Source organism: Aquirufa sp. ROCK2-A2 (genome assembly GCF_054558485.1).
The window spans coordinates 188,542-214,957 of the sequence record NZ_JBPXKA010000002.1; the positions used below are offsets into that span (position 1 = coordinate 188,542).

Annotated in this window: 21 protein-coding genes; 5 read left to right on the plus strand and 16 right to left on the minus strand. The window is 36.2% G+C overall.

Features of this window, described 5'->3' with window-relative positions; translation table 11 throughout:
• A complete protein-coding gene (locus tag V7S76_RS04025; protein WP_459508755.1) occupies positions 1–1,788 on the minus strand; it encodes a DUF1800 family protein in 1,788 nt (595 codons plus the stop codon).
• Positions 1,789–1,836: 48 nt separating this feature from the next.
• Here V7S76_RS04025 and V7S76_RS04030 point away from each other — a divergent pair, with 48 nt between their 5' ends.
• Positions 1,837–2,346 (plus strand): Rieske 2Fe-2S domain-containing protein, encoded by a 510-nt coding sequence (locus V7S76_RS04030; RefSeq protein WP_459508756.1) that lies wholly within the window; start codon positions 1,837–1,839, stop codon positions 2,344–2,346.
• A 5-nt stretch (positions 2,347–2,351) separates the two neighbouring features.
• Here V7S76_RS04030 and V7S76_RS04035 read toward each other — a convergent pair whose 3' ends face one another.
• Positions 2,352–3,398 (minus strand): helix-turn-helix transcriptional regulator, encoded by a 1,047-nt coding sequence (locus V7S76_RS04035; protein ID WP_459508757.1) that lies wholly within the window; start codon positions 3,396–3,398, stop codon positions 2,352–2,354.
• Between the two features lie 94 nt (positions 3,399–3,492).
• On the opposite strand from V7S76_RS04035, the gene V7S76_RS04040 reads away from it, so the two are divergent.
• Entirely contained in the window at positions 3,493–3,786 is a 294-nt protein-coding gene (locus V7S76_RS04040) for a hypothetical protein (RefSeq protein WP_459508758.1), read from the plus strand.
• A 12-nt stretch (positions 3,787–3,798) separates the two neighbouring features.
• Here the strand turns inward: V7S76_RS04040 and V7S76_RS04045 are convergent, their stop codons facing one another.
• Positions 3,799–5,187 (minus strand): hypothetical protein, encoded by a 1,389-nt coding sequence (locus V7S76_RS04045; protein WP_459508759.1) that lies wholly within the window; start codon positions 5,185–5,187, stop codon positions 3,799–3,801.
• 323 nt (positions 5,188–5,510) lie between these two features.
• Between V7S76_RS04045 and V7S76_RS04050 the strand changes: the two genes are divergently transcribed.
• Positions 5,511–6,641 carry an acyltransferase family protein gene (locus V7S76_RS04050; RefSeq protein WP_459508760.1) on the plus strand — a complete coding sequence of 377 codons (1,131 nt, stop codon included), beginning with the start codon at positions 5,511–5,513 and terminating at the stop codon, positions 6,639–6,641.
• A 117-nt stretch (positions 6,642–6,758) separates the two neighbouring features.
• Here the strand turns inward: V7S76_RS04050 and V7S76_RS04055 are convergent, their stop codons facing one another.
• The 13 genes from V7S76_RS04055 to V7S76_RS04115 all read right to left on the minus strand — a co-directional run bounded on the left by V7S76_RS04055 (position 6,759) and on the right by V7S76_RS04115 (position 24,415).
• Complete coding sequence (locus V7S76_RS04055; RefSeq protein ID WP_459508761.1) at positions 6,759–8,123, minus strand: aldehyde dehydrogenase family protein; 1,365 nt, start codon at positions 8,121–8,123, stop codon at positions 6,759–6,761.
• Between the two features lies 1 nt (position 8,124).
• Complete coding sequence (locus tag V7S76_RS04060) at positions 8,125–8,817, minus strand: gamma-glutamyl-gamma-aminobutyrate hydrolase family protein (protein WP_459508763.1); 693 nt, start codon at positions 8,815–8,817, stop codon at positions 8,125–8,127.
• Between the two features lie 2 nt (positions 8,818–8,819).
• Positions 8,820–9,968: an iron-containing alcohol dehydrogenase gene (locus V7S76_RS04065; RefSeq protein ID WP_459508764.1), complete on the minus strand. Its 1,149-nt coding sequence runs from the start codon at positions 9,966–9,968 to the stop codon at positions 8,820–8,822.
• 1 nt (position 9,969) lies between these two features.
• Positions 9,970–11,325 carry a glutamine synthetase family protein gene (locus tag V7S76_RS04070; protein WP_459508766.1) on the minus strand — a complete coding sequence of 452 codons (1,356 nt, stop codon included), beginning with the start codon at positions 11,323–11,325 and terminating at the stop codon, positions 9,970–9,972.
• Positions 11,326–11,330: 5 nt separating this feature from the next.
• Entirely contained in the window at positions 11,331–12,638 is a 1,308-nt protein-coding gene (gene eat / locus V7S76_RS04075; RefSeq protein WP_459508767.1) for an ethanolamine permease, read from the minus strand.
• Positions 12,639–12,646: 8 nt separating this feature from the next.
• A complete protein-coding gene (locus V7S76_RS04080; RefSeq protein WP_459508768.1) occupies positions 12,647–13,555 on the minus strand; it encodes a PIG-L deacetylase family protein in 909 nt (302 codons plus the stop codon).
• Positions 13,524–15,176 carry an amidase gene (locus V7S76_RS04085; protein ID WP_459508770.1) on the minus strand — a complete coding sequence of 551 codons (1,653 nt, stop codon included), beginning with the start codon at positions 15,174–15,176 and terminating at the stop codon, positions 13,524–13,526. Before V7S76_RS04085 ends, V7S76_RS04080 begins: the two co-directional genes overlap by 32 nt.
• A gap of 23 nt (positions 15,177–15,199) precedes the next feature.
• A complete protein-coding gene (locus V7S76_RS04090) occupies positions 15,200–16,030 on the minus strand; it encodes a metallophosphoesterase family protein (protein WP_459508771.1) in 831 nt (276 codons plus the stop codon).
• Between the two features lie 105 nt (positions 16,031–16,135).
• Positions 16,136–17,812: a RagB/SusD family nutrient uptake outer membrane protein gene (locus V7S76_RS04095; RefSeq protein WP_459508772.1), complete on the minus strand. Its 1,677-nt coding sequence runs from the start codon at positions 17,810–17,812 to the stop codon at positions 16,136–16,138.
• A 13-nt stretch (positions 17,813–17,825) separates the two neighbouring features.
• Positions 17,826–20,849, minus strand: a complete 3,024-nt coding sequence (locus V7S76_RS04100) for a SusC/RagA family TonB-linked outer membrane protein (RefSeq protein WP_459508773.1) — start codon at positions 20,847–20,849, stop codon at positions 17,826–17,828.
• A gap of 197 nt (positions 20,850–21,046) precedes the next feature.
• Entirely contained in the window at positions 21,047–21,829 is a 783-nt protein-coding gene (locus V7S76_RS04105) for an alpha/beta hydrolase (RefSeq protein ID WP_459508774.1), read from the minus strand.
• Between the two features lie 6 nt (positions 21,830–21,835).
• Positions 21,836–23,107 carry a flavin-containing monooxygenase gene (locus V7S76_RS04110; RefSeq protein ID WP_459508775.1) on the minus strand — a complete coding sequence of 424 codons (1,272 nt, stop codon included), beginning with the start codon at positions 23,105–23,107 and terminating at the stop codon, positions 21,836–21,838.
• Between the two features lie 363 nt (positions 23,108–23,470).
• Entirely contained in the window at positions 23,471–24,415 is a 945-nt protein-coding gene (locus V7S76_RS04115) for an alpha/beta fold hydrolase (RefSeq protein ID WP_459508776.1), read from the minus strand.
• Positions 24,416–24,535: 120 nt separating this feature from the next.
• On the opposite strand from V7S76_RS04115, the gene V7S76_RS04120 reads away from it, so the two are divergent.
• Together V7S76_RS04120 and V7S76_RS04125 are read left to right on the plus strand one after the other, a co-directional pair.
• Positions 24,536–24,994, plus strand: a complete 459-nt coding sequence (locus V7S76_RS04120) for a DUF6174 domain-containing protein (protein WP_459508778.1) — start codon at positions 24,536–24,538, stop codon at positions 24,992–24,994.
• Between the two features lie 103 nt (positions 24,995–25,097).
• The gene (locus tag V7S76_RS04125) at positions 25,098–26,396 is read left to right on the plus strand and encodes a purple acid phosphatase family protein (RefSeq protein ID WP_459508779.1); all 1,299 of its coding nucleotides are present in this window, start codon (positions 25,098–25,100) and stop codon (positions 26,394–26,396) included.
• The last annotated feature ends 20 nt before the right edge of the window (positions 26,397–26,416 follow it).

Genomic DNA, 26,416 nt, shown 5'->3' on the forward strand with positions numbered 1-26,416 from the left:
TTAGTACAATTGCGTTTCTCCTAATTGAAAAATATAACCAAAGGCATTTGCTAATCGGTTTTGAATGACTTGTCGATTCTCATTGCTAGAATTGCCATTAAAACTATCCCAAGCATTTGTCCAATAATTAATATTGGAATTACCTTGCATGATTTTAAATCGAATTTGCGCTTTATCTGCTGCGCTGATGGGAACTCCAACCAAACGATCAACCAATTCATTGATCAACATATCCACATCTCCAGGTTTGGAAAATCTTGAAATATAATCAGCACTATCCACACGAACCTGTAAACCTGTTTTATTGCTATTGTTGTAATACACCCAATTTCCCCAATTGAATAAGGAATCAGTATATTGACTTCTTTTAATAATGGTTTCTGAATTTATCCAAAACATGTCGTAGGCAGGAGCTTGATAAAACGCTGGCCAACCTGATACGTTAGGCGGGTCACCGACATTCATCCCCAAATTATTGGCTTGGTTATGAAAATGTGCGTACTTTCTATATTCAAGAAACAAGTCATTTTCTGCATTAGGAATTTTAATCCTATTCTCATTCAACAAAGGCAAATCAAATTCTTTACCAATTCCAATCACAAAATCTAAAGGCGATTTAATTAGTGAATTGTAAAAAATGGTATCGTAAAAATGTTCGCTGCTCAACAACACCTTCAGAACGGGTGCAATTTGAAAGTTATTTTCTTTGAAAATTTTAGCAAGCGGAGATATGATATTTTTTTCTACCGTCTCATCGATCATGGGATTAACAAAAAAACCATAGATTCTGCGACAAATGTATAATGGCAATTCATCAGTAGCAAAAATCATATCAAGCGCTTCTTGCAACTCACGGGGAGTATCAGATAAATCCTGTGCACCTTTGATTTTCTTATTTCCATAGAATTCTGAAAATTGCTTATCCCCTGTATCATGATTCCACATGCCCATTTCAGAAACAATTTCACCATCATTCTTCACTCCATAATCATAATTAAAATACCAGCCCGTTAATAAACGCGCCATTTCAGACACATCACTTTCAGTATATTTTGAATTCGGGCCCTTCCCTACCGTAAATAATTCTTGTAATTCACGAGCATAATTTTCGTCAGGATTATTTTTATTATTTTGATTACCATTCAAATACATCAACATTTCCGGATCCAAGGTAATCTGCCAAATCAATTTTTTATAATCGCCAAATGCACCATTGTATAAAGTTGCGAAATATTGATAGGCAGCTTTTGCTACTCCTCCGTTTTGAATGGAGGTTACCAATAAATTATGAAACATTATAACAAGCTTCCAATGAATCGATGTTTTTTGATGAACGAATTGTTTCATCAACCATGATTTCAATGAATTGATTCGGTACTGAGAAAGTTGATTATTATCTGGAGTCCATTCCTTTGCTGTCACCCATGGCTTTCCTTTGGGCACATCAAATTTGGTTAATTCAACGTTATCGGAAAATTCTTCGTAGTAATCATTAATGGGAAGATCAAGATCTCCTTGTGGAGTAAGAATCAAAGCGATGCTCTGATCCAAATTTAAATTTTTTATTTCTTGATAGGATTTATAGCTAAAGCCAATCAATGCTCTATTTAATAGATGATATTTTTGCGCCTTCCCAAATTCTCCTGTGTATTTATTTAGCCCTTTTGAGGAACTTAAAACACTCTGAGTGGTCATTCCAATTTGCTGAAAATTGACATTTTCCTTTCGAAATAATTCAACTAAATCAGGACTTTTTTTTGAATTTGGTAAATCTGTTTTAATGGACATGCGGTTATTTATCAATAATTTTAGTGTTAATTTGCGTGATAAGATTTTATGAAACGACGATCATTTATTCAAAAAGCATGTCCGATCCTTGTTGCTAGTCAATTGGTACTATTTACCAATTGCTCTAAAGACAACGAAGAACCCTCAAAACCCACTCCCACCACATCGGAGGAAGAAAAAGAATTTATGAGGGTGGCTAGTTTATTCAACAATGATGGCTATTTTTCTGAAAACAAATTAATTTACATCGATTTAGCTCACAAAAACTTTTCAAATTTAAATAAGTTATTAGATTTTTCCAATTTACTCGATCTAGGAATTTTGCTGATTCGGACAGATGCAAATACCATCAAAGCATTTGACAATTGTTGTCCTCATCAAGGTGTAAAAGGTTCATGGACATTTGAAAACAATCGATTTAAATGCAATAACCATTTTAATACCTTTAATATCACTGAAACGAATGTCGTATCTTGCAACTCGGGGAGTTTATCTGGGGGTTTAATGAAATACCCGACCAAAATTTTCAAAAATATCTTAAAAGTAGATGGTAAATAAATTCGCTATTCCAATCCCAAAATATGCTTTGAAGGCTCAATTATTTCTAACTCCTTTGAATACCTGAATAAAAAATTAATGAGCTCTTGATTGATTTCTAACTGAAATTCAATGACCATTTCATTTTCCGTATTGTCAATAATAGTCTGCGAATCATGAATCGGATATTTTTGAATATAATTACTCATCCAACTTGATTTCTGAACCCTTATCACTATACGTTGAACTTTTATTGCGCCATTTGTTCTGCCATTCCGATAAATACCAATCATATTTTTGAAATAATCCGCTGGATTAAAGCCATAAGGAATTCGAATAGTTTGTTGGGAGGCAATCGGCTGGATCGAAATAATTCGATCCAAAGCGTACAAAATAACATGGTCCAAATCTAGTTTAATCACTTTACTTAAATCAGATATTTGATATAACAAGACATACCAACCTGTGTACCAGCCATTGTTATACTCTTTGACCATTAAAGGTAAGCAAGTGGATTTTTTCAAGGTCGAGGTGGTAGAAATTCCTTGATGGGTAATCTCAATAATTTGCTGAGCATATATATATTCGATTATTTGATTCAAATAATCAGCACCAGAGCGCTCCCCTTCTTTGACCAATTGAATGGCGGTCCAAGGCAATAACTGATGAAATTTCGACAAATTATTCTCTAAAGTAATCGCACGTAATTTATTGACAATCCCAGAACCTTGTCCATCCGTAAATAAATGTTTATTGAAATCAATGACAGATGCAATTTTATTCAATTCCTTTTCTGAAAAACTAGGAAAAGCGCTGATATCAGAACGAATAAATTGATAATAGTTACCCGATCGGTGGTATCGCAATAATTCACCATGACTTTCTTCCAAAGTAGGATATCGCTCTTTTAATCGAATTTTAATGTCTCTTATATCCCTACTAAAACTACGTTCACTATAGTCGAACACATCAAAATTTTGCTCTAAATGTCTTTTAAATGCGTCAAAAGAAACGATAAATGTAGATCGTAAAAGCAAATCATTCAACTCTTTAACTCGTTCAAAAGCATTCATTGTTCGTTTTTTTTCACAAGATAAGAAAAATAGTAAACCGCCACAATTTGGCGAACAACTATGCTAGTTTTGGGTATTCAAAAAGAAAAAAAAGATGACACACAAAAACTTAAAAACCTGGATGAGTACTTGCATGATTGTTTTATTATACGATTTTGCGGCAGAAGGAATTAGTAATTTATGTAAAGCTGGAGAAAGTTATGAGGAAAAAGAAGCCTGGAAATACTTATTCACCCATCTACTTTCGATCATAACTTTGTTGATCTTATTAACTCCCTATGAATTCATCGGAATTGAAAATGCACATCAATTTTATATTTCCTTAGGAATTATCCATTTCAGTTTTTTAAGCTTTGGCTGTATTTACCAACTTAATAGTGGTGAATAAATGGATCTTAGGTTATTTAACCAATTGTCCAATGATCTTAACCGCTTGTGGAGAAACCGTATAATTAACAAAACGTTTATCATATTCCGAAGGAATACGTAATATGGGCTCATGCAAATTGTACATATTTTCAATGCAGGTATTTAAGGTAGAAATAAACTTAGAACGTATTTGTCGCTGATTTTCGATGGATTTATCGCTACAACGTAAAATTTTATTGAGATCTTCGGTTGTACAAATATTATTTTCTTGGTTTAAGATAAAGCTTAGAAATTCAAGGCTATATTCGGGCAAATCCAAATTTTTCGATTTAGCGTTTGATTCATCCTCCTGTTTTTTTCGCAAAATCATCACGACAAGAACAAAAATGATCAGAAATAAAAAGAGATAGGAGTAAAAAGGATAATCAATTTGATCCCAAATTGTTATGGGTTGATAAAAATTACCCAAATAGACACTGCTTTTCAGTAATGAATCCACATGAATAGAATCTAACACGCTAAATTTATAATGCTTCAAATAATTCTGTTTTTGAAAGGAATACAAATAATCACCTTTTGATATCCATTTGATTTTATTGGTAAATAAAGCACGGTCTTTACCATTATATTGATACATTTTGTTCGTTTCAGGATCGGCAAAAACAAAATTATTGGAGATAAAGAATTGACCACTCCAAGCCGCAACGATCATTTTAGCATTCGTAAATCCCGCGTCCAATTTCTCCAATCGGCCCAACAATTTCCATTTTTTGCTTGCAAAATCAAATTCAAAAAAAGAAATTGGAGTCAAAGGCAATTCTTGATAAGGATCGTTTATTTCCGCTGCATAAATTTTATCCTTGTAACTACTGTATCCGCCTAAATTAGAAAAAAATCTTTCAGGGCCTAGTTTGGCATAATTAGGAATAAAATAATATTCCCATTCATTATTGTTTTTGGAATAATAAGTAGAAACGTTATTGAGATGCCAAAAACCCATTCCACCAAAGGAATACAAGGTATCTTTGCGAAGAAACTGGATAGGCGAAAAATTATAGCCCCGGTAATACGTTCGATCAATCCGCCTTAAAACTCTAGTATTCAAATCCAAGTCATACACCAAACCTGTTCCCGTCACACTGATGTAAAATTGATGCTTATTTATTCTAAATGAACGAACATTGACGACTTCTGGCAAATCATCAAAATTGAAATTTTCAAACGTAATTGGAACTGTTTCGCTGAGACCATCCTTTCGGAAAACCAATAATGTTTGAGATTTTAAGTCGACCTCGTAAATGGACCTGGTATGTAAATCACATATAGTAAATGAATTTTTGTCAAAAATTTCTTGAGAAAAAATCGAAAAATTCAGAAAAATAAAACCAATAAAAAAAACTACAAATCTTTTTGAAAACATATTCAACATCCAATGATGTTAGAATTGCTAGATATTTTTTTTCAAAAATTCTAGCAATATGCTAACATCAATAATTCCTAAAAATTCAATTGGCAAAAAATAGAACATGTGTGTTTCAAAATTCAAAACCGTTTATAAAGTTAATGCTTTGATAGAATTTCGAATTTAATTCAACCATTAATATTGAATAAATTTATTTAGCGGTCATTTTTGTCATTATTTATAGGCTTGCTTGCCTAAAATATAAATTTTAAGTCCAAACAGAGCGAAATAAAAATTCCAAAAAAAATTCTTTACTTGCAAGCGCAACAACCTATGTTAACATGACTATCTCAGAAAATTTACAAGAAAAGAATGTATCCAAACGACTTTATTCATTAGATGCCTTAAGGGGTTTCGATATGTTTTGGATCATGGGGGCAGAAGAAATTGTCCATTTAATTGCCAAGGCAACAGGATCCACTTTTTGGGAAGCAGCTGCCTATCAATTGAGTCACCCAGAATGGCATGGCTTCCGAATGTATGATTTAATTTTCCCTATGTTTTTGTTCATGGCAGGAGTTTCAACTCCCTATGCCTTGGGCAGAGAATTAGAAAAAGGAAAAACAAGGGAACAGTTATTGCTTAAAGTGATCAAAAGAGGACTTATTTTAGTCATTTTGGGAATCATTTACAACAACGGACTAGAGTTTAAACCAATCGAGGAAATCCGATTTGGAAGCGTGTTAGCCAGAATTGGATTAGGCTATTTATTTGCCAATATCATTTTCTTGTATACCAAAAAGAATATCTTTCAAATGATTTGGTTTGGCGGAATTTTGATTTTTTACTACTTAATGTTAAAATTTAACTCGGCACCAGGCTTTCCAATGGGAGATTTGACTCAAGAAGGCAACTTCGCTTCTTATTTAGATCGTTTGTTGATGCCAGGTCGTTTATACAAAGGCAATCATGATCCAGAAGGCTTAACCTCCACCATTCCTGCCATTGCAACAGGATTATTGGGCATTATCACGGGAAACTTCTTGAAGAACAATAATAAATCTGGAAAAGAGAAAAGTGTCTATTTATTTGTTTCTGGAGTAGCCTTCATCCTGTTCGCTCAAATTTGGAATTTGGATTTCCCTATCAATAAAAATATTTGGTCTAGTTCATTTGTCTTACAAGCAGGTGGAATTAGTTTGGTCTTTTTATCAATCTTTTATTACATCATTGATGTGTTAGAGTACAGAAAATGGGCCTTCTTTTTCAAAGTAATTGGCATGAATTCCATTCTAATTTATTTATCCAATGCCTTCATTAATTGGGAATTCACCACGGATCGATTGTTCCATTGGCTTGGTCAATTATTTTCAGAACCTTATAGCATGGTCGTTCTAGCGATTTGTTACCTTGGAATTAAATGGTGCTTTTTGTATTTCTTCTACAAGAAAAATATGTTTTTGAGTGTGTAAAATTAGGTAAAAGGTAATAGGTAATAGGTAAAAGGTAATAGGTAATAGGTAACTTTCACTAAACACTAATAACTAAAGACTAATATCTAATACCTATTACCTTTTACCTAAAAAAACTCATTTCCTCAAATGATACGCCTTGGGTTTCGTAAAAGCACGAATACCCATATGAGAAAGCGTAGAACCAAATCCAGAGTGACCTCGCCCACTCCATGGTAAAGCAGCACTTACCCGATCACAACAATTCCAATAGGCGGATCCCGCATTGACTTGCTTCAAAATTGACGTTGCCCGCTCTTCTGAATTCGCATAAACTCCAGCTGTGAGACCATACATGGTATCATTCATCAAAGCAATTGCTTCTTGATCCGTTTGAACTTTCATAATCCCAATGATGGGCCCAAAACTTTCGGCTTTCATGACATCCATGCGGTGATCCACATGGGTCAAAACAGTCGGTTGGAAATAATATCCTCTTCCTGAAATGGCATAACCTCCCACCTCAATCGTAGCCCCTTTTTCCACCGCATCTTTCACTTGATTACTTAAAAAGTCAATTTGCGACTCACGACTAAGGACTGAAATATAAACTCCTTCTTCCAATGGAGAACCTATTTTCCATGATTTCACTTCTTGAATAAATGCCTCAAGAAATTCATCATAAACTTTTTCATGGACATATATCCGTTCCACCGAACAACAACTTTGCCCATTGTTATAAAACGCCCCATCAGCAATTCCTATGGCAGCCGATTTCACATCTTGTACATTGTCTGTTACATAAACAGGATCTTTGCCACCTAATTCCAATTGACAAGGCACCATTTTCTCGGCAACTTTTTCATAAATAAAATTACCTGTTTGATAAGATCCTGTGAAAAAATAACCATCAAATGGCAAATCCAGCAGAAACCGACCAACTTCCCCTTGACCAACAGCCACTTGAAAAACTCCTTCAGGTACTCCTGCTAATTTGAGGTATTTATCAATTTGTAATCCCGTTAAGGTCGTAAATTCAGATGGCTTGTACATCACACAATTACCTGCTAATAATGCAGGGATAAATACATTCACACCCACATTATAGGGATAATTCCAAGCAGAAATATTACAAACAACTCCCAATGGCTCATAGCTAATTTTTTCCTGCATTTGATCCGAAACCGACATGATTTCATCGGCCAAATACGTAGATGCATTGTCAGCCAGCCACAAAGCTTTCCCACTGGCACCATTTATTTCATTGCGACTCTGTTGCAAAGGTTTTCCCATTTCAGAGGTCAAAATCAAAGATAATTCCTCTATATTTTCCTTGAGCAACTCAATAAAACGGTGGACAATCGTAACCCGTGAGTCGATGGAGATTTTTGCCCATTCCGATTTCGCATTTTGCAAAGTTTCAAATTTCGCTATCAAATCTTGTTCAGAATCGACGCGAATTTCTTGGATGGTTTCTTCGGTGGCGGGATTGATGATTTTCATATTATTTTTTTTTCAAAGCTGCTTCCAAAAACGTTCGTCGAATATTCATGGAAAAGCTTTCAATTGATTCTGTTATTTGTAATCGTTCGGGATGCCATTGAACTCCTAATAAAAAAGGTTTTGATTCCCAATCTTGGTATTCAATTGCTTCAGCAACACCGTCCTCTGACCAAGCTGAAATTCGCAAATCCTCAGCCAATCGACCAATTCCTTGATGATGTGCTGAATTGACATGTCCATTTAATTTTTGAGAAATAGCAAATAGTAAACTTTGTTCTTCCACTTGTATGGAATGCATTCCATCTACCCCGTTCATTTTTCGATGATTGGCTTTACCTGACTCTTGTAAATCCTGAATTAAATCTCCTCCCAAAGCGACATTCACCAATTGCAAACCTCTGCAAATCGCCAATACGGGTAATTTTATTTCCTTTGAAATTCGAAAAACACTCATTTCAAATTCATCCCTTTTGAGGTTGAAATCAGTGGAATTGGGATAATCGACTCTTGTATTATCATACAAAGAAGCATGTAAATCTACCCCACCTGTTAACACAATACCATCGCATTTTAATATGTCAACTAAATTTTCCTCTACATAAGAGAGAAAAATGATTTCCATATCTTCTCCTTTTATCCATGATGGATAATTTTGAAAATTAGTATCAGATGTAGTAATTCCAATGCGAATCATACTTAAAATGCCTCTCTATATAAAGCCCTAAAATCACTTAATGAAACCGGTTTAGGATTATTGGGATGTGCAAAATCCTCCAAAGCCAATTGAGCCAAGGTATCCAAATGCTCCTCTTTCACCTGAATATCTCTTAAACGATGTGGAATACCCACTTGTGTATTCAAATCAAATAAATACTTCACGACCGCATCACCACTATGCTCCTTCAATGACAAACTTTGTGCCATCCGAGCAAAGCGATCTTCAAAACCTGCTATATTGAATTTCATTCCATATGGAATATTGACTGCATTGGCCAAGCCATGGTGAGTATCCAACAAAGAAGATAATGGATGGGCCAAGGAATGGACCACTCCTAATCCTTTTTGGAATGCAATTGCACCCATCATGGATGCCAAAAGCATTTTAGAACGAGATTCTACACTTGAGGTTTTAACCGCCTCCACCAAGGATTCAGAAACCAAACGCATTCCTTCCAAAGCAATTCCATCACACATCGGATGAAAATTTTTCGCTAAATACGCTTCCATATTATGCGTTAAAGCATCCATTCCTGTGGCTGCCGTCACAAACGCCGGCAAATCCATGGTTAACATTGGATCAGCAAATACAATTTTAGCGAGTAATTTTGGAGAAAATAAAATCTTTTTTTGATGCGTCAAATCATCTGCAATAATGGCGGAACGACCTACTTCACTCCCCGTGCCCGAGGTAGTTGGAATGGTCATAAAATGAGGCACATCATTGGTTACATAAACATCCCCACCAATCAAATCATCGTATTTAAATAAATCTTCTCGGTGATTGACCTGCAAAACAATGGCTCTCGCCACATCTAGAGCTGCACCGCCACCAATTCCAATGACACAATCGCGATCTGTATGATCCCAAACTTGCGTCCCAGCATACACATCAGATTTAACTGGATTTTTGTGGATGTTGGAAAACACTTCAACCGAGATATTATTGGCAATAAGGTCATTTTTTATCGATTGAAAAAAGCTCAATTCAGCAATCACCGGATCGGTAACAATGAGGGGCTTAGAAAAACCGTTTAGTTGTAAATAGGGCGCAAGTTCTTTTACTGCTCCAATCCCAAATCGAATGATGGTGGGAAAATTAAATTGTCTAATTTGTGTAAAATCCATCTTATATAATTTCAAAATATCTTTTCTTTTCCCAATCGCTAACTACTCGGCTATATTGTTTCCATTCCCATTCTCTAGTCGCTACAAAATGATCAACAAATTCAGCTCCAAATAGTTCTTTCGCAAGGGGGGAATCTTTCATGGCTTGCGTGGCGGATTGTAAATTTCCCGGTAAGCGACCATGCGATAAATCTTCGTATCCATTGCCTGAACTAGGTTCTTGCAATTTCAATTTATGCTTAATTCCATATAAGCCACTTGCCAAACAGGCTGCCATGGCTAAATAAGGATTTACATCAGACCCTACGACTCTCGTTTCTAGTCGAGTAGATTTTTTACCTCCTGCCAAGGCCCTTAACGCTACTGTTCGATTATCAATGGCCCAAGTTAAAGTCGTTGGTGCCCAAGCCCCTTCCACCAATCGTTTAAATGAATTCACTGTAGGTGCTAACAAAGGAAGAATATAGGGTAAGCAATGTAATTGACCAGCCATATAGTGTTCAAAAAGGGCACTCATTTCGTTATTCGCACCTGATTCGTGAAACAAATTGCGTTCATTCTTTTTATCCCAAAGGCTTTGATGAACATGTCCGCTACAACCTGGAAGATTCTCATCCCATTTAGCCATAAAAGTGGCCATGATACCATGTTTATAGGCAATTTCTTTGACAGATGATTTAAACAAAACCGCCCGATCTGCGGCTTCTAATATACCCGAATAAGTGATTGCTGCCTCGTAAACACCTGGACCAGTTTCGGTATGTAAACCTTCAATGGGAATCTTAAAAGCACTCAATTGATCAAAAAGTGCCTGAAAAAAATCATTTCGTAAGGTGCTCCTCAAAATGGAATAACCAAACATGCCTGGACTCAGGGATTTTAACTGGTGGAAATTTTTATCATTGACAGATTGAGGAGTTTCTTCAAAATTAAACCATTCAAATTCTTGTGAAAAAAAAGGAGTAAATCCCATGGAATCCGCTTCCGCAATGACCGACTTTAATACATTTCGGGGACAAACGTTAGCTGAATTTTCTTTGGAATGCATTAACTCACAAAGAAAAAAAGGCAGATCATTTTCCCACGGTATCTTCCTAAAAGTAGATAAATCAATTTTAACAGGAGCATCTGGATAGCCTGAATGCCATCCCGTATAAACCGAATTATCATAGGCAACATCTGCCATATCCCATCCAAAAACCACATTGCAAAACCCCAAATGGGAATCAAGGGCTGACAAAAATTTATCACTGCTGACATACTTACCTCTCAACACTCCATCGATATCTGTCAATGCCAATTTCACCCTTTTACTAGGATGAGAAGCAACGTAATTCAATATTTCATTTTCAGTCATATTTTCTATGATTTTTGAAAGAACAATTTAAAAAGAAGAAAACAAATAATATGAATTGATAAATAAATTATCAACAATTTAACATTGTTAAATCCGATGAATGCTAAAGAAACACTTGCGATCACCAAAGCTAAAATTGGTGCCAAAGGATACCAAGGCGTTTTAAATGGCCTATGAAGATTTGGCTCTGAACGCCTCAATTTCAATATGGATAACATAGCGAATATATACAAAGTCAGTGCCCCCATGACCGAAATAGTAATTATTTCAGCGGTTTTATTGGTAAACAAGGCAATGATACCCAACAGCATATTCAACAAAAGTGCATTGACGGGGGTTTGAAATTTAGCCTGAATCTTCCCTAAAAAAGCAGGCGCAAATCCAACTTTACCAAATTCAAAAGTTGAACGACCTGAAGCTAAAATCAAACCATGAAAGGAGGCTACTAAACCAAATAACCCGACCGTTAACAATAAATGAAACAATAAACTATTGGAACCCACAATTTGTCCCATGGCAAGTGGCAATGGTGAATCAGACGTTTCACCAGCTATTCCATTTTTAAAAACCACACTTTCCCAACCGCCTACACCTACCGATGCGATAAAAACAATTATGCAAAGAATGACAAGCGTAATTAATGCCGAAGAAAAACCTTTTTGAATGTCTTTTTGTGGATTTTGTGCTTCTTCCGCCACATTGGCCAAGCCTTCTATTCCCAAAAAAAACCAAATGGCAAAAGGTAATGCGGCAAATACACCCGACCATCCATTGGGAAAATGATTTTGAGTTAAATTGACCCATTGAAAACTTGGCAAGGTAACTCCAGCAAATATCAAAATCTCTGCTACAGCAATGATGGTTATGAGTAATTCAAACGTAGCAGCAGCTTTTACCCCATACATATTCAAAGCAGTAAATAACACATATGCGATTATGGCGATAACTAAAATAGGGATATCGGGAAAAAATAAATTGAAATATGCGCCAATACCAAATGCAATGGCTGGAGGAGCAAAAACAAATTCAATGATTTGAGCCATTCCCGCTATAAATCCCCATTGATTCCCAAAAGCTCTTTTGGTATAGTCGAATACACCGCCTGCCTTTGGAATGGCACAAGCTAATTCCGCATAGGAAAAGGTAAAACAGGCATAAAGAACAATGATAATAGCGGTTGCAATGGCTAATCCCAAAGTGCCACCTTCCTTCAAACCTAAATTCCACCCGAAATACATTCCGGAAATAACGTAACCAACGCCCAAACCCCAAAGCATGAGTGGACTTAATACTTTCTTGAGTTGTTCTGCCATGATAATTTCTATTTACCTAACATGGGAAATAATCGTTTAATATCCTCCAAGGATGCCGGTGAACCATATTCACATATTTCGAATGCCTCCGCAAATTTTATTTGATCAGCCTTTTCTTTCCCGTACCATTTTTCTAGGGATTTTCTTACTTCTGAATTGGGTTGTTGAACACGTTTTGACAATAAATATTCTTTGTGTTTTGCGGGATCAGTAGGCACTTCATTTTCATAATTCCCTATCCAAGGTAGCCATTCATAAAATTGCGATTGATGAGCATCCATTCCTGCTAATTTTTTATCAATCACGGAGGTAATATCAACTGCAATATCCGGCTGGAAGGGATTAGGCTTTTTGAAATTATCTTGAAAATAGAGGAATACAGGATTTTTACGTAAGGGTTCTACATCAGGTGCCACATTAGGCACGCCCACCATGAACGCTGCATCTTGAACCAATACTCCTGTATAACGATGATCAGGATGGTAGTCATTCGTTCTAGGTGCGAATACAACATCTGCCTTCCACTCTCTAATTTTCCGAATAATCTCCATTCGAATGGATAAAGTCGGCAACAATTCTCCATCATGATTATCCAACACATCATAGGTCACTCCTAAACGTCGAGCAACTTCTTGGGTTTCGGCTATTCTTCGTTTGGCTAGCATGCCTCCACCTTGCGACTGATGACCTGCATCTCCGTTGGTCACGGAAAGAAATTTTACATGATGTCCCATTGCAACAAATAAGGCAGCAGTACCACCCGCTTTGATATCACAATCATCTGGATGGGCACCAATCATCATAATTTGCAAAGGGCGATTTTGGGCATACATTTTCCCCGCAGCACATAGAATCGCACATAAAAGCAGAAATCTTCTCATAGGTTTATTTGTTAAATAATGGAGGATGTTTTTCATCCCAAGATGTTAATTGTTGATAATACTTAGCAAAAGCTAAAATGGATGCTTCTTCATATAAATTCCCCAAAAAACTAATACTGGTGGGAGTTTGATTCTTACCTGAAAACCCAGATGGAACGCAAACAACGGGTTGACCCGTCAAATTGGTAATGGGTAATTGCTTAGAGAAACTGGGTGCAATTACTACATCATACGATTGAAAAAATTCGTTGATTTTTTTCATGAGCAGATAACGGTGTCTTTGTGCATTGATATAATCTACTGCAGGGATAAAACGGGCTGTCCGAAATTGATTGGGCCAGTCGTATTTTCCTTGGCGAGTTAATTGATCATCTATATTGAAGCGGGTTAATTCATCAAATTGGGCAGCACATTCGGCACCGATAATCAAATCCATGATACTGAATGAATAGGCTGAAGCTGGAAATTCTACCGGAATTACATTTATGCCCGATTTTTTTAACAATGCTAAAACCTTCCAATCATTGGCGGTACTGTCTTTTATTTCATCAAAAAGATTCTTTGCATAAGCTACTTTCAATTTTTTGATAGTCAAATTGGCATCATAATTGAAAGGTGCATCGATGGCACTTTGATCCATACCATCCGTTCCGCGTATGTAGTTGAAAACAATTGCAGCATCTTCAGCAGATCGACAAATAGGTCCAACTTTATCTAAACTGTAGCTTAAAGCCATGGCGCCAGTTCGACTAATCCGACCAAAAGTAGGCCTTAATCCGGTAGCACCACAAACTGTCGAGGGTGAAACAATGCTACCATAGGTTTCTGTACCAATGGCAAAAGGAACCAATCCAGCCACCGTGGCAGAAGCCGACCCAGCAGAGGAACCTGAAGAACCTGATGTTAAATTCCAAGGATTTTTGGTTCTTCCGCCGTACCAATAATCACCCATGGCCAAAGCACCCAAGGTAAATTTAGCAATCAACACTGCACCGGCTTTTTGCAATTTTTGGTACACAAAAGCATCTTCTTGAATAACTTGATTTTGGTAAGGCGCAGCACCCCAAGTCGTTTTGGTATTTTTGACAGCAAACAAATCTTTCAATCCATAAGGGATGCCGTGGAGCAGTCCATGATAAATACCTTTGGCTAAATCCCTATCCGCTTTCTTAGCTTGCTGAAGTGCAATATCCTCTGTCAGAGAAATGACACATTGCAAAGTATCTCCGTATTTTTTGATTCGCTGAATAAAAAAGCGCGTCAGTTCTAAGGAAGAAATCTTTCTCGATTTTATCAAAAAAGCTAATTGCGGAATGGAAAAAAAGGCCAAATCATTTTTATTTTTGGGTAAAGAAATGGATGACACTTTGGACCAAATTATTTTTTTTTGAGATTTATTCAACTTCAATCCAGGAACTAAAGGATTTTGCCACATACCCAATGGTACCTGATTCGGTAATTTTTGAGTGTGCAAAGATTGAATGACCGATAAATTATCCTGCACATCAGAAAGCAAAGTGTCCAATTCGGGTTGACTCATTTGAAGATCAAATATGGCACTGGCTCCTATTAAATCTTGTTGAGTGATTTTCTTTTGTTGACCAAAAGAAAGACTTGAAACAAGTAAAAAAAAGCAAAGGGTAAAGAATTTCATCATGGATGATTTAGATTTTTATGAGTTCAAAAGCTCATTTCATTCATTTTTTCAGTTGGATTCATCATGTAAGTTAAGAAGGTGCCATCTTCCAATAATTCCCCAACACGAAAACCTCGATACTGGGTTCCCCAATTACCCCCAATGTGGGCATCAAATAAAAATGGAATTTTCTCATACATTTTTACGCCATCTTGATCATGTTCATGGCCATGAAAAACGGCTTTTATATGATTGTAATTACTTATTAAGTCGAAAAATGGTTTATTTTGAATGGCATTTTTGGTCCAATCATTTTGAGGGATATGCAAGAAAAGAAAGACGGGTTTGGATGTATTGGATACATCCAACTTTTCTTTCAACCAGACCAAATCAGGCGAGAGGTATTCTCCTTTTTCATTGGAAGTATCACCTAAAATAAGAGTGGCATTTTTCAGATCAACGACATGGTTCAAAGGAGCTTGAATAATTTCTTTCCAATATTCAGGTGTTACCATATCGTGATTCCCCCTTGTAACAAAATAAGGCATAGAAAATTGGTCCATTTCTGATTTAGCAATAGGAAGCCACTTTTTATCATTGTGAATGATGTCGCCGTTCATGACACAGAAATCCAATTTACTTTTTTGATGAAACGCGTTGATCTGTTGGACCGCCCTTTGCATATATTCTTCAAAGGCTGTTTTATCTTGCCCATAATGTGCGTCAGACGCTACGACAAATCGTAATTTGACTTTTTTCTTGTAGGCATTTACATCTGAGGAGGCTAAAGCACGCACCTCTCCGCTTAATAAAACCAAAGATGCAAACGAAATTTGTTGAAGAAAGGCTCTTCTACTGGTAGCTTGTTTATTCATAATAGGTTCAAAATTTCTGTAGAAATTAAGTAAAATAAGGCTTAAAAGCAAAAAAAAGTGGCCACATTTCTGTAGCCACTTTTTTCACCTTGATTGAACAAATTACTAGTAACCAGCATTTTGTTTCATATAACCTGTTAGGTTAGATGCCCCATCAATCGCAGTTTGAGGAATTGGGAAAACACGTTTATTCTTGTCAGTATTAGATTTTTCTGTCCATGCATCTTCGTATTTATCAAAACGAATCAAATCCGTTCTGCGTTGTAACTCCCAATAGAATTCAAAACCACGTTCACGCAATAATAAATCTAAATTGATGGTTGATAATGAACTTGCTGCAGAGTTAGAAGTACGAGATAAACGAACTTTGTTCACATCAGCCAAAGCTCCAGCTACGTCATTCGATTTTCTCAATTTAGCTTCCGCACGCATTAGGTAAACATCTGCTAAACGCACAATTACTAAATCGGCCTCACCAAAGTTTCGACCAGAGGCTGATTTCTGACTAAATTCATATTTTTCTACACGGTATCCTGTGCTGTAATCACTTCCTGCGATGGAGAAATCTACTTTTTCGGTATGAACAACTGGAGGAAAAGGAGCTTTACCACGTGTGTTATAGATTTTACCAACTTTGTTTTTCCCATCTGGACATTTCACAAATGCACCCCCAGAATAAACCAAGCCATATTGTTGACCTCTTAAAATACCACGGTCAATTCTATAAGATGCAGCATCAACGCATTCAATATCTGGATTGATATTTTGTTTGTAAAAACGAGGATCTGCAACAGCTGGATCTACTGAACCATAAGCTGAAACCCATGATTGATAAAAATCAGAAGTAATAGCAGGACCATCGGTACCATTCGCTGCTGGATATGCAGGCAAAGGCCGTTGATCATTCGCCAATGAGAAATATGACATACGGTTATGTCCGTTCAAATCAAAACGTTGATCGACAGCAAATACCAATTCTTTGTTGCCATGGTTATTGCTAGAGAAAATATCCCAATAATCAGAGGATAAGTTGTAAGAACCCGAATTGATGATTTTATCTGTATACTCGATAACTTTATCCATGTCTTCCGACTTGAATGTATGTTTAGCAGCATAAATATCTCTCCAAACGCTGGCGTTCAAATGTAATTTTGCCAATAAACCCCAAGCTCCAGCTTTGGTTAAACGACCAGGTCCTGTAGCTGTTTCTAAAACAGGTTCGATATCCAATAATTCTTTTTTGATGTATTCAATGGCTTGATCGCCTCTAAGAATAGAGGAAACATCTCCTAAATCTTCTTTAGACAATGACAATCCAAACAAATCCAGCATCAACATATTGTAGTAAGCACGCATTCCACGAGCTTCCGCTAAATACAATTTTGAAGACGCATCCTTGTTTAATTTCAAGGAATTGATTGCAGTTACACTACGAGAAATACCTGCTACAATTGCATTCCATGTATTTCTCACATTTGGATCTGTACTTGTTGTTTCATGCTTATGCAAGGAAAGATAAATACCATTATCGCCCCAATCTGTACCACCACGATAAGGTAAGATTGCTTCATCCGTTGAAATTTCCTGTAAAGCAAATAAAGTGGTATGTTGGAAAATGGTGGGTAGAACTGCATAAACTGGGGCAATCATACCATCTGCAGCTTGCTTATCTGTAAGTCCAGCTGCGTTGTATTCGTCTAGGATAGTTTCATTTAAATTAGTACATCCCGCCAAAGCGAAAACGGCTAATGTTAAAGTTGCTATTTTTTTCAAGTTTTTCATTTTTATTAAAAAATTAGAATGTTAGATTCAAACCAATAATGAAAGATTTCGCTTTTGGATAACTTAAATAGTCAATTCCATAAGATAAAACTCCGTTGATGGAGTTGTCTTTGTTCACTTCCGGATCAAAGCCATCATAATTCGTCATCACCCATAAATTTTGTCCAGTAACGGATAAACGAGCTTTAGAAATAAATTTACTAATGCCCAATTTTTCTGTATTAAATTGGTAGCCTAAAGACAAGTTGTTCAAACGTAAGAAAGAGCCATCTTTCAAATAACGAGTCGATACCGGTGCAGCGTTATTGATGGATTCCTTAGCATCTGCAAATGAAACTGGCGTTACATTGGTATTTTTAGCAATCTTCAATTTATAGAAAGAAGAGTTGGCTGTGTTATCATAAATTTTGTTTCCTGATACACCATTAAATTGAAGTGATAAATCAAATCCTTTGTAAGCAGTATTCAAAAAGAAGTTGTATTGGGTAGTCGGCAATGCCGTTCCCGCTGCGATACGATCTTTATCTGTTACAATACCATCTTTATCTGTATCCGCATAAACGCTAACTCCATTGGCATCAAATCCAATAAATTCTTTTAAGAAATACGTTCCGATCGGTTGTCCGTTAATGTAACCATTAATAGTCGCTGAAGTTAAACCTGAACCTGAAGCTGATCCAGAAGGAATAACAGTATAAGGAGAACCTGTTACTTCATTTTTAATTAACGTTAAGTTACCTCCTACATTAAACTTCATGCCAGATTGAGTTTGGAACTTATAATCTAAATCCAATTCTAAACCACTGTTCACAATTTCCATGTTGTTTACGTTCGTCCAAACAGAAGTTGCTGGTTGAACTGGATCAGCAGGAATAACCTCTAACAAGATATTGTTCGAAACCTTACGGAAATAATCAACTGATCCGTTCAATGCTCCGTTTAAGAAACCAAAATCTAAACCGATGTTCGATTGAACTGAAACTTCCCATTGAATATCTGGATTCGCCAAACGAGAATAGGTAATACCAGCAGGGTAAGAAGAAGTTAAATCCAATGGATAAGAGGTTGAACCACTAACTGATGCGGTAAACAAAGGTTGTGTAATTTTTGGTGGAATTTCTTGGTTACCTGTTTTACCCCAACCTCCACGTAATTTTAAATTGCTGATGGCCGTCGAATTTTTCAAGAAATCTTCTTCTGAAATTCTCCATCCCAATGAGAAGGAAGGGAAAATACCGTACTTATTATTTGCACCAAATTTAGATGAACCATCGGCACGAACGGTACCTGTTACCAAATATTTGTCTTTGTAATTATAATTCAAACGTCCGTAAAAAGATTGCAATTCATTGATGAATGCGCTTCCTCCTGGTTTGTTGGTGGCTAAAGTTAACTCTTGACCAATACCTGGATTATAAATTGGCTCTGTCGGAACAATCGGGAATTTATTGATGCTCCAAGTTCTCCATGTATATTGAATTTTTTGAAACGAATGTCCAATCAAAGCAGTAAATGAATGATCACCGATGGTCTTGTCATAAGTCAAATAGTTTTCCACCAATTCATTTTTATTACTTGTATTGTAAGTATCCAAACGACCATCTTGTTTAGGCTCCATGTTGGCTAAAGACTGAACATCTCTAACTGACGTAGAATTATCATAACCATAGTTCAAACGATAAACCAAACCTTTCGCTAGCTTTAATGAAGGAGAAATATTAGCGATGAATCTATTCGTTGTATTAACATCCTTAAACAATTTCAAAGTCAATAATGGATTACTAGCGTTTAAAAATTTAGCTGGTGTAGTTCCATTTGCCTCAAAAGCAGGTAAAGTTGGGTTATTCGACAATGCAGTTCCTAATAAACCTTCAATCGCTGGTCTTTCATTCACTGTATTGGAGTAATTCAAATTAGCATCAATGACTAAACGATCATCCCAAAATTTTTGATTCAAGTTCATACGACCAGTTAAACGATCCAATTGATTATTTTTCAAAATACCTTGTTGCATTTGTGCACCAAAAGCAGCGAAATAAGTCAATTTATTAGCACCACCGCTCAATGACAAATTGTGGTTTTTGGTTAAAGCTGTCCGAGTAATTTGGCTTTGCCAATCGGTACTAGCACCAAAATCTTCTAATGTACCGCCATTGGCTGGAACTTGCTTACGAAACTCTGAAGCGGATAAAACAGGAAGCGGATTAGCGATCGTAGAAAAACCGTAACTAGTAGAAAAGTCCATTGTAGAAACGCCCGCTTTACCTTTTTTCGTGGTAATCAAAACCACACCGTTTGCACCTCTTGCCCCATAAATGGCAGTTGCAGAGGCATCTTTTAAAACGTCAATGGTTTCAATATCTTGGGAATTCAAGAAATTCAATGGATTTCCACCACCTGTACTTGAATTATCCAAGGCTAATCCATCAATCACAAATAATGGGGTACTTCCTGTACGCAAACCACCTGGACCACGAATGGTGATACCTTGAGTTCCGCCTGGCTCTCCAGTGGCAGAGGTAACATTCACACCCGCCACTTTTCCTTGTAATAATTGCTCAGGTGAGTTGATGATACCTTTATTAAAGGCTTCACTTTTCACTGATTTTACCGAGCCTGTAACGTCTCTTTGTTTTTGGGTACCATAACCCATTACGACAACTTGAGCTAAATCAGAGGATGCGGAAACCAACGCAACATCAATAACATTTTTGGATCCAACTTCTACTTCCGTAGCATTGTAACCAACATATCTAAAAACCAAAACGGTTTTGCTGCTTGGAACTGAAATGGAATATTTACCATTGGCATCCGTACTCGCTCCTTTGGTAGTTCCTTTAATAACAATGCTACCACCGATCAAAGGTTCGTTTGTCTTAGAATCGTACAATCGACCTGTTATAGGCAGGACAGAATTTTGTGCAAAAGCAGTTTGAGCAAAAATTCCTAAAACCACGAATAAGTATATTCGTAATTGCTTCAGGAATTGGGTATTTTTTTCAGAATACCCAAGCTGATAGTGTAACTTTTTTTTCATAATAAAAGTTTTGGGGTTAATAAATTGACTAGAAATAATTTATAATGGTGTAATGTAGCTTGAAATCCAAGTTACGATCCTCGAAATTTAAACAACATTTAACCAGAAACAAAAGTAATGTTCTTAAAACAATTCAATATGAAGAAATTGTTAACTATTGGAAATAAAATTAATTATTGAAAAAATACTATTTTAAACTAATACAAATCATTCCAAAATTCCAAGATTTGATCCGCTGCCTTTTCCCAATCAGTTTCCATCATCAAAGAATGTGAACCTTGGTTTAAGATAAACGATTTAGCTTGGTAGGTTTTCGCCAAAGAAAGACTTTGCGAGACAGGGAATAAATAATCTTCATCACCTGCTACGACCAAGATGGGAATGTGATTTTGAGGCACTTTGGGCCGATTAAAAAGCATTTGTAAAAATGCCCAAAAGGATTCATCTTGTAATTTGGCTTGTACCGATTTAATTTCAGATTCTGGAAAATCCTTGCGTAACATTAGTTGCTTGAGACGTTTAGGATGTTGCAAAATGGGTAACCAAGATGCTTTTAAGGTAGATTCCAAAAATTTCAAAGGATGTTCTAGCAATAATTTACCTATTAAACTCCAAACACCCTGACGGGGAACCGCACAAAGCATAACGGCCGCTTTTACTTTTGAATCCGTATTTTTCAGATAGTGTTGAATCGTCATGCCACCCATGGAATGACCGATCAGGATAATTGGACCTTCTAATGAAGCAATAATTTGTTCCAAATCCTCAACATAATCTTGAATGCTATTCCAGCGCAATGAACCAATCCCATCACTTTTTCCATGATTTCTGAAATTGAAGGCATGAACATTAAAACCATTTTCGAAAAAATAAGGCATAAAATGTTTCTCCCAAATCCAGGTACCTAAACATGCCCCATGCAAAAAAATGATTTGGGCTTTTGGCTTTTCTTGAACCTTCGAAATCAATTCCAATTTCATTTTGACCTAGTTTAGTTGTTTCAAAAGTCGATTTTTAAATTGATGGAAATCGACGGTAATGGTATGTCTAGGCGTATTGATTTGTTGATAATCAGGATTCATTAATTCCTTTTGAATAGCAGCTTGCATATCTACTGGCCTTTTCCATTTTCCTGCCAATTCTCTAGCCATTATTTTACTCTGCAATTCAGAACCCGGCCAAATACATCCCAAAGGTTGAAATAAGCCTATAAAATACAAACTTGAAATTTTAGGGTGGATCATTCGCAAGTAAAGTGGCACCTCTCCTTCTGAATAATCAATTAGATTTTGGTCAAAAAACGGATGACTAATGATATAACCCGTGCATGCGACAATCACATCAAACTCCTTTTGTTGTCCGTTTTTAAATACGACAGAGGAGCCATCCAAATAATCAATATCGTTTTGTGGTTGTATCTTTCCATGACGGATGGTAAAAAACAAATCTTCGTTAATGGTGACATGATGAGAACCAAGAGGACCATCTGGTTCTTGCAATCCATACAAAGAATTTTTCCCATTTCGAATAAATAAACTCAACGCTGATAGTTTGGCCCATAGCCAACGAGGCAAGAAATTAATTTGAGTATTGTACACATCAGCTGGCTTCCCCATCAAAAATTTGGGTGCAATCCAATAGCCTCTTCTCCACGAAAGATCAACGCTCTTTGCAACCCGACTAGCCTCTACCGCTACATCACAAGCAGAATTTCCACCACCAATGACCAGCACCCGTTTTCCTTGAAAATAAGAAAACTTTTTAACATCATGTGAATGCATCCATTCTCCCGTAAACTTTCCTGAATATTCAGGCATTCGGGGAAGCCAATGATGTCCGTTGCAAACAGCTAAAGCATCAAAATTTTCTGTCGTCTGAACACCATTTACTTGAGTCGTCACTTTCCAAGTTTCATCCTCTTGAAGTTCACAATTTTCCACGAGCGTATGAAACTGAATATGTGGGTATAAATGAAAATGCTTGGCATAAGATTGGAAATAACTAGCCAATTGCCAATGAGAAGGGTAATCTGGGTAATCATCAGGCATAGGGAAATCCATATACTGACTTAAGGTTTTAGAAGAAATAATATGTGTCGTTTCAAAAACGGAGCTATGACCGACTTTTTCACTAAAAACCCAATTGCCTCCTACTTCAGATCCCAAGTCGAAAATTTTCACTTGATGACCTTCATCGATTAGATTTTTAGCAGCGGTAATACCCGAAGGTCCAGCACCGATGACACACACTTTTTTCATATCCAGGTGATTTAAGGGTTGAAAACAAATTAAGCACTAACAATAGGAAAATAAATCCCCGATTTTAATCCAACTATTCTACAGCCATTTTATCAAACAACTGAACTTTTTTACGTATAAATTGCAGGGGGTAAGGGGACCTGCTTCCCCTAAAAAAATCTATTCGTATTCCCAAACACTAAACTTATCTTATAAATCATTTAACTGATTTTTTTCATCAATAACAGCCGAATTAGCTCTTTGTCATACCAATTTTGTTCGCTTTAAACATGAGCTATACCTTATACCTTACTACAGATTGCCAAAAAAAATAATGATACATATCCAAGTAAGTGATTAAAATGATAATGCTACGAAACATGCTCAATTCAATAAAAACTGATTGATTTCTTTTGAAACTTGGTGCGGTATTTCTTCCATAGGAACATGACCAACATTCGGAAAAATAACAGCCTTGCTATTTTTTATATCTTTTTGAAACGATTGTACATTTGCTACATCGATTAAATTATCCTTATCTCCCCACAAAATCAAAGTAGGTGCCGTAACGGATTTTATTTTTTTGTAATCGGCTTTAAATCCACTTTTAAAAATACTTAAAGCCGCTGCACGGTTTCCTTCCCGAATTGCAACATCATGAAAACGTTCTACCTGGGCGTCTGTTACGACTTTTGGGTCAAAATAAACACTCATTAAACTTGCTCTGACCAAGGATTTAGGCGTCACATACAACATCAAATTATTGATTATAGGAGTTGAAGCTATTTTAAATCCCAATGATCCTTTTTCATTTAATTTAGGATAACCCGCGGCATCAATTAAAATCAATCGATGAACATTCTTAGGGAAATTAATTGCGTAATTCCACGATATGGCACCACCCAATGAATTACCTGCCAAAGACCACTGATTGATTTTTAGTTTTTTTCTAAACTCTTCCAAAAATTGTGCGTAATAATCTAAGGAATAAGTATTATCAGGATTCGGTCCAGTTAAACCAAATGCGGGTAAATCCAATGAAATAACTCGATGAGTTTTCTTCAAATCAAGGGCAACAGAATCAAATGTATGCAACGAAGAAGACATACCATGAATCAATAATACAGGAATGCTGTCGGTTGGATTCCCCTCATCTCTATAATGTACATTCATACCCATTATAGGCATGAATTCCGATTCGGCGTTAACGTATTTAGGTTTTAACTCTTCTAAACTTAAGTCCCTTTCCCCAGCAATGAATAAAAAAACAAGGATTAAACTAAGTAAAACTCCTAAAATCCAAGCGATAATTTTCAAGAATTTGATCATAATAGGTTTATTTTAAAAAAAGAATTTCAAAGCTAAAGATTTTAAAATAAAATAAACTAACTAAACCAATGGCACTTCATATTGTTTAACTATTTTTGATACTATAAATGCACTAATTTTATGAAAACCTTATTTCACTCATTTATTTTTTCCATTCTCCTTATATCATGTTCTGCTAAAGAGTCTATTTCTATCAAAGAAAGCCCGGAATTAATCGAAATGCGTAAGCAAAAAGCCGTTTGGGAATCACAAAATATTCAATCATATTCCGTAGATCATGTCAAATATTGTTACTGCATCGATTCAGGAAAATACAAATTAACCGTCAAAAATAAGGTTATCGAGTCCGTCTATCATATCGATTTAAAGCAATACGTCGATTCGAAAGATTGGAAAAACTTGAAAACCATTGATCAACTCTATACTTTTTTAGAAAGCACCTTAAAAGCAAAACCATTTCTAGCAAAGATCGAGTATGATAAACGGGGTATTCCAACAATTGTATCGATTGACATTAATCAAAATATAGCTGACGAAGAAATTGCATATCAATACCAAGGTTTCGTCGAATTAAAGTAAGGTCATCAAGTCTGATCAAAATTGATTTGAATTTATTTTGAAAAGGATAACATTTCTAAATAAAAGTACTTTCTTGCATGTAAAAATTAGTATTCTATTCCTTATGAAAAAATGGACCATCAGCATACTCCTATTAGGTATGTTTTTCTTCGCATTCTCTTTAGTAGCTCAGAATCCTGCCATCATTCGTGGACCTTATGTTCAAAAAATCACCCAAACGTCGGGAGTCATTCGATGGAGAACGGATCAACCTAGTTCAAGTCAAATTACAGTAGGCGAAAAACTACATAAACAAAATAGGATCGTCAAAAATGAAGCAAAAGTAATCGACCATGAACTAGAAATTCATCATTTAAGTCCCAACCAAAAATACTATTATTCCATCGGGAGTACTGAAAAACTAGAAGCAGCCTCCTCGGAACAATTCATCAAAACCATTCCAAAAACAGGATCAACACAAGCCATCCGCATTTGGGCATTAGGCGATTTTGGAGCAGGAACCGAAAATCAAAAGTTGGTCAAAGATGCCTTAATAAACTATGTTGGCGACAAGAAACCTGATGCTTGGATTTGGTTAGGCGACAATGCCTACAACAACGGAAAAGATGATGAGTATCAACAAAATGTGTTTAATATATATCAAAAAGATTTCTTGCAAAACACAGCACTTTATCCATCACCAGGTAATCATGATTATGCGGGCAAACATGATTCTTCGCTCCCTCCTTACTTTCAAATTTTCACCCTTCCTACCAAAGGAGAAACAGGTGGGGTACCCTCCGGCACCGAATCCTACTATTCTGTTGACTATGGAAATGTGCATTTGATTTCCCTGAATACAGAAGAAATGAATACAGATGGAACGTATTTATTCGACGGCAAGGGTGCTCAAGCAGAATGGTTAATCAAAGATCTAGAGGCCAATAAATTGCCATGGGTGATTGCCTATTTCCATAAACCACCCTACACCAAAGGTTCGCATGATTCCGACTTCGAAAAGGATCTTATTTTAATGCGAAAAAATGTGACCCCCATTTTTGAAAAATACAAAGTGGACGTTGTCATTGCTGGACATAGTCATGTATACGAACGAACGTATGCGCTGCAAGGGCATACCGAATTAAATAAATCCTTTGACCCAAATAAACATATCGTCGAAAGCAAAAAAGGAGAAAATAAATATGTAGTAGATAATAATGGACAGGGTGTCATATATGTTGTTTGTGGATCAGGAGGAAAAGTAGGAGGAAAACAAAAAGAATATCCCTTAAATGCTGCTATCTATTCCAACAATCAAGAAGGTGGATCCATGATATTTGATATCAAAAATCGAACCTTGATGGCTAAATGGATTGCATCGAATGGGAAAGTATTGGACCAATTTTCCATCCAAAAAAAATAAAAGCTAAACCTGAATTGAAT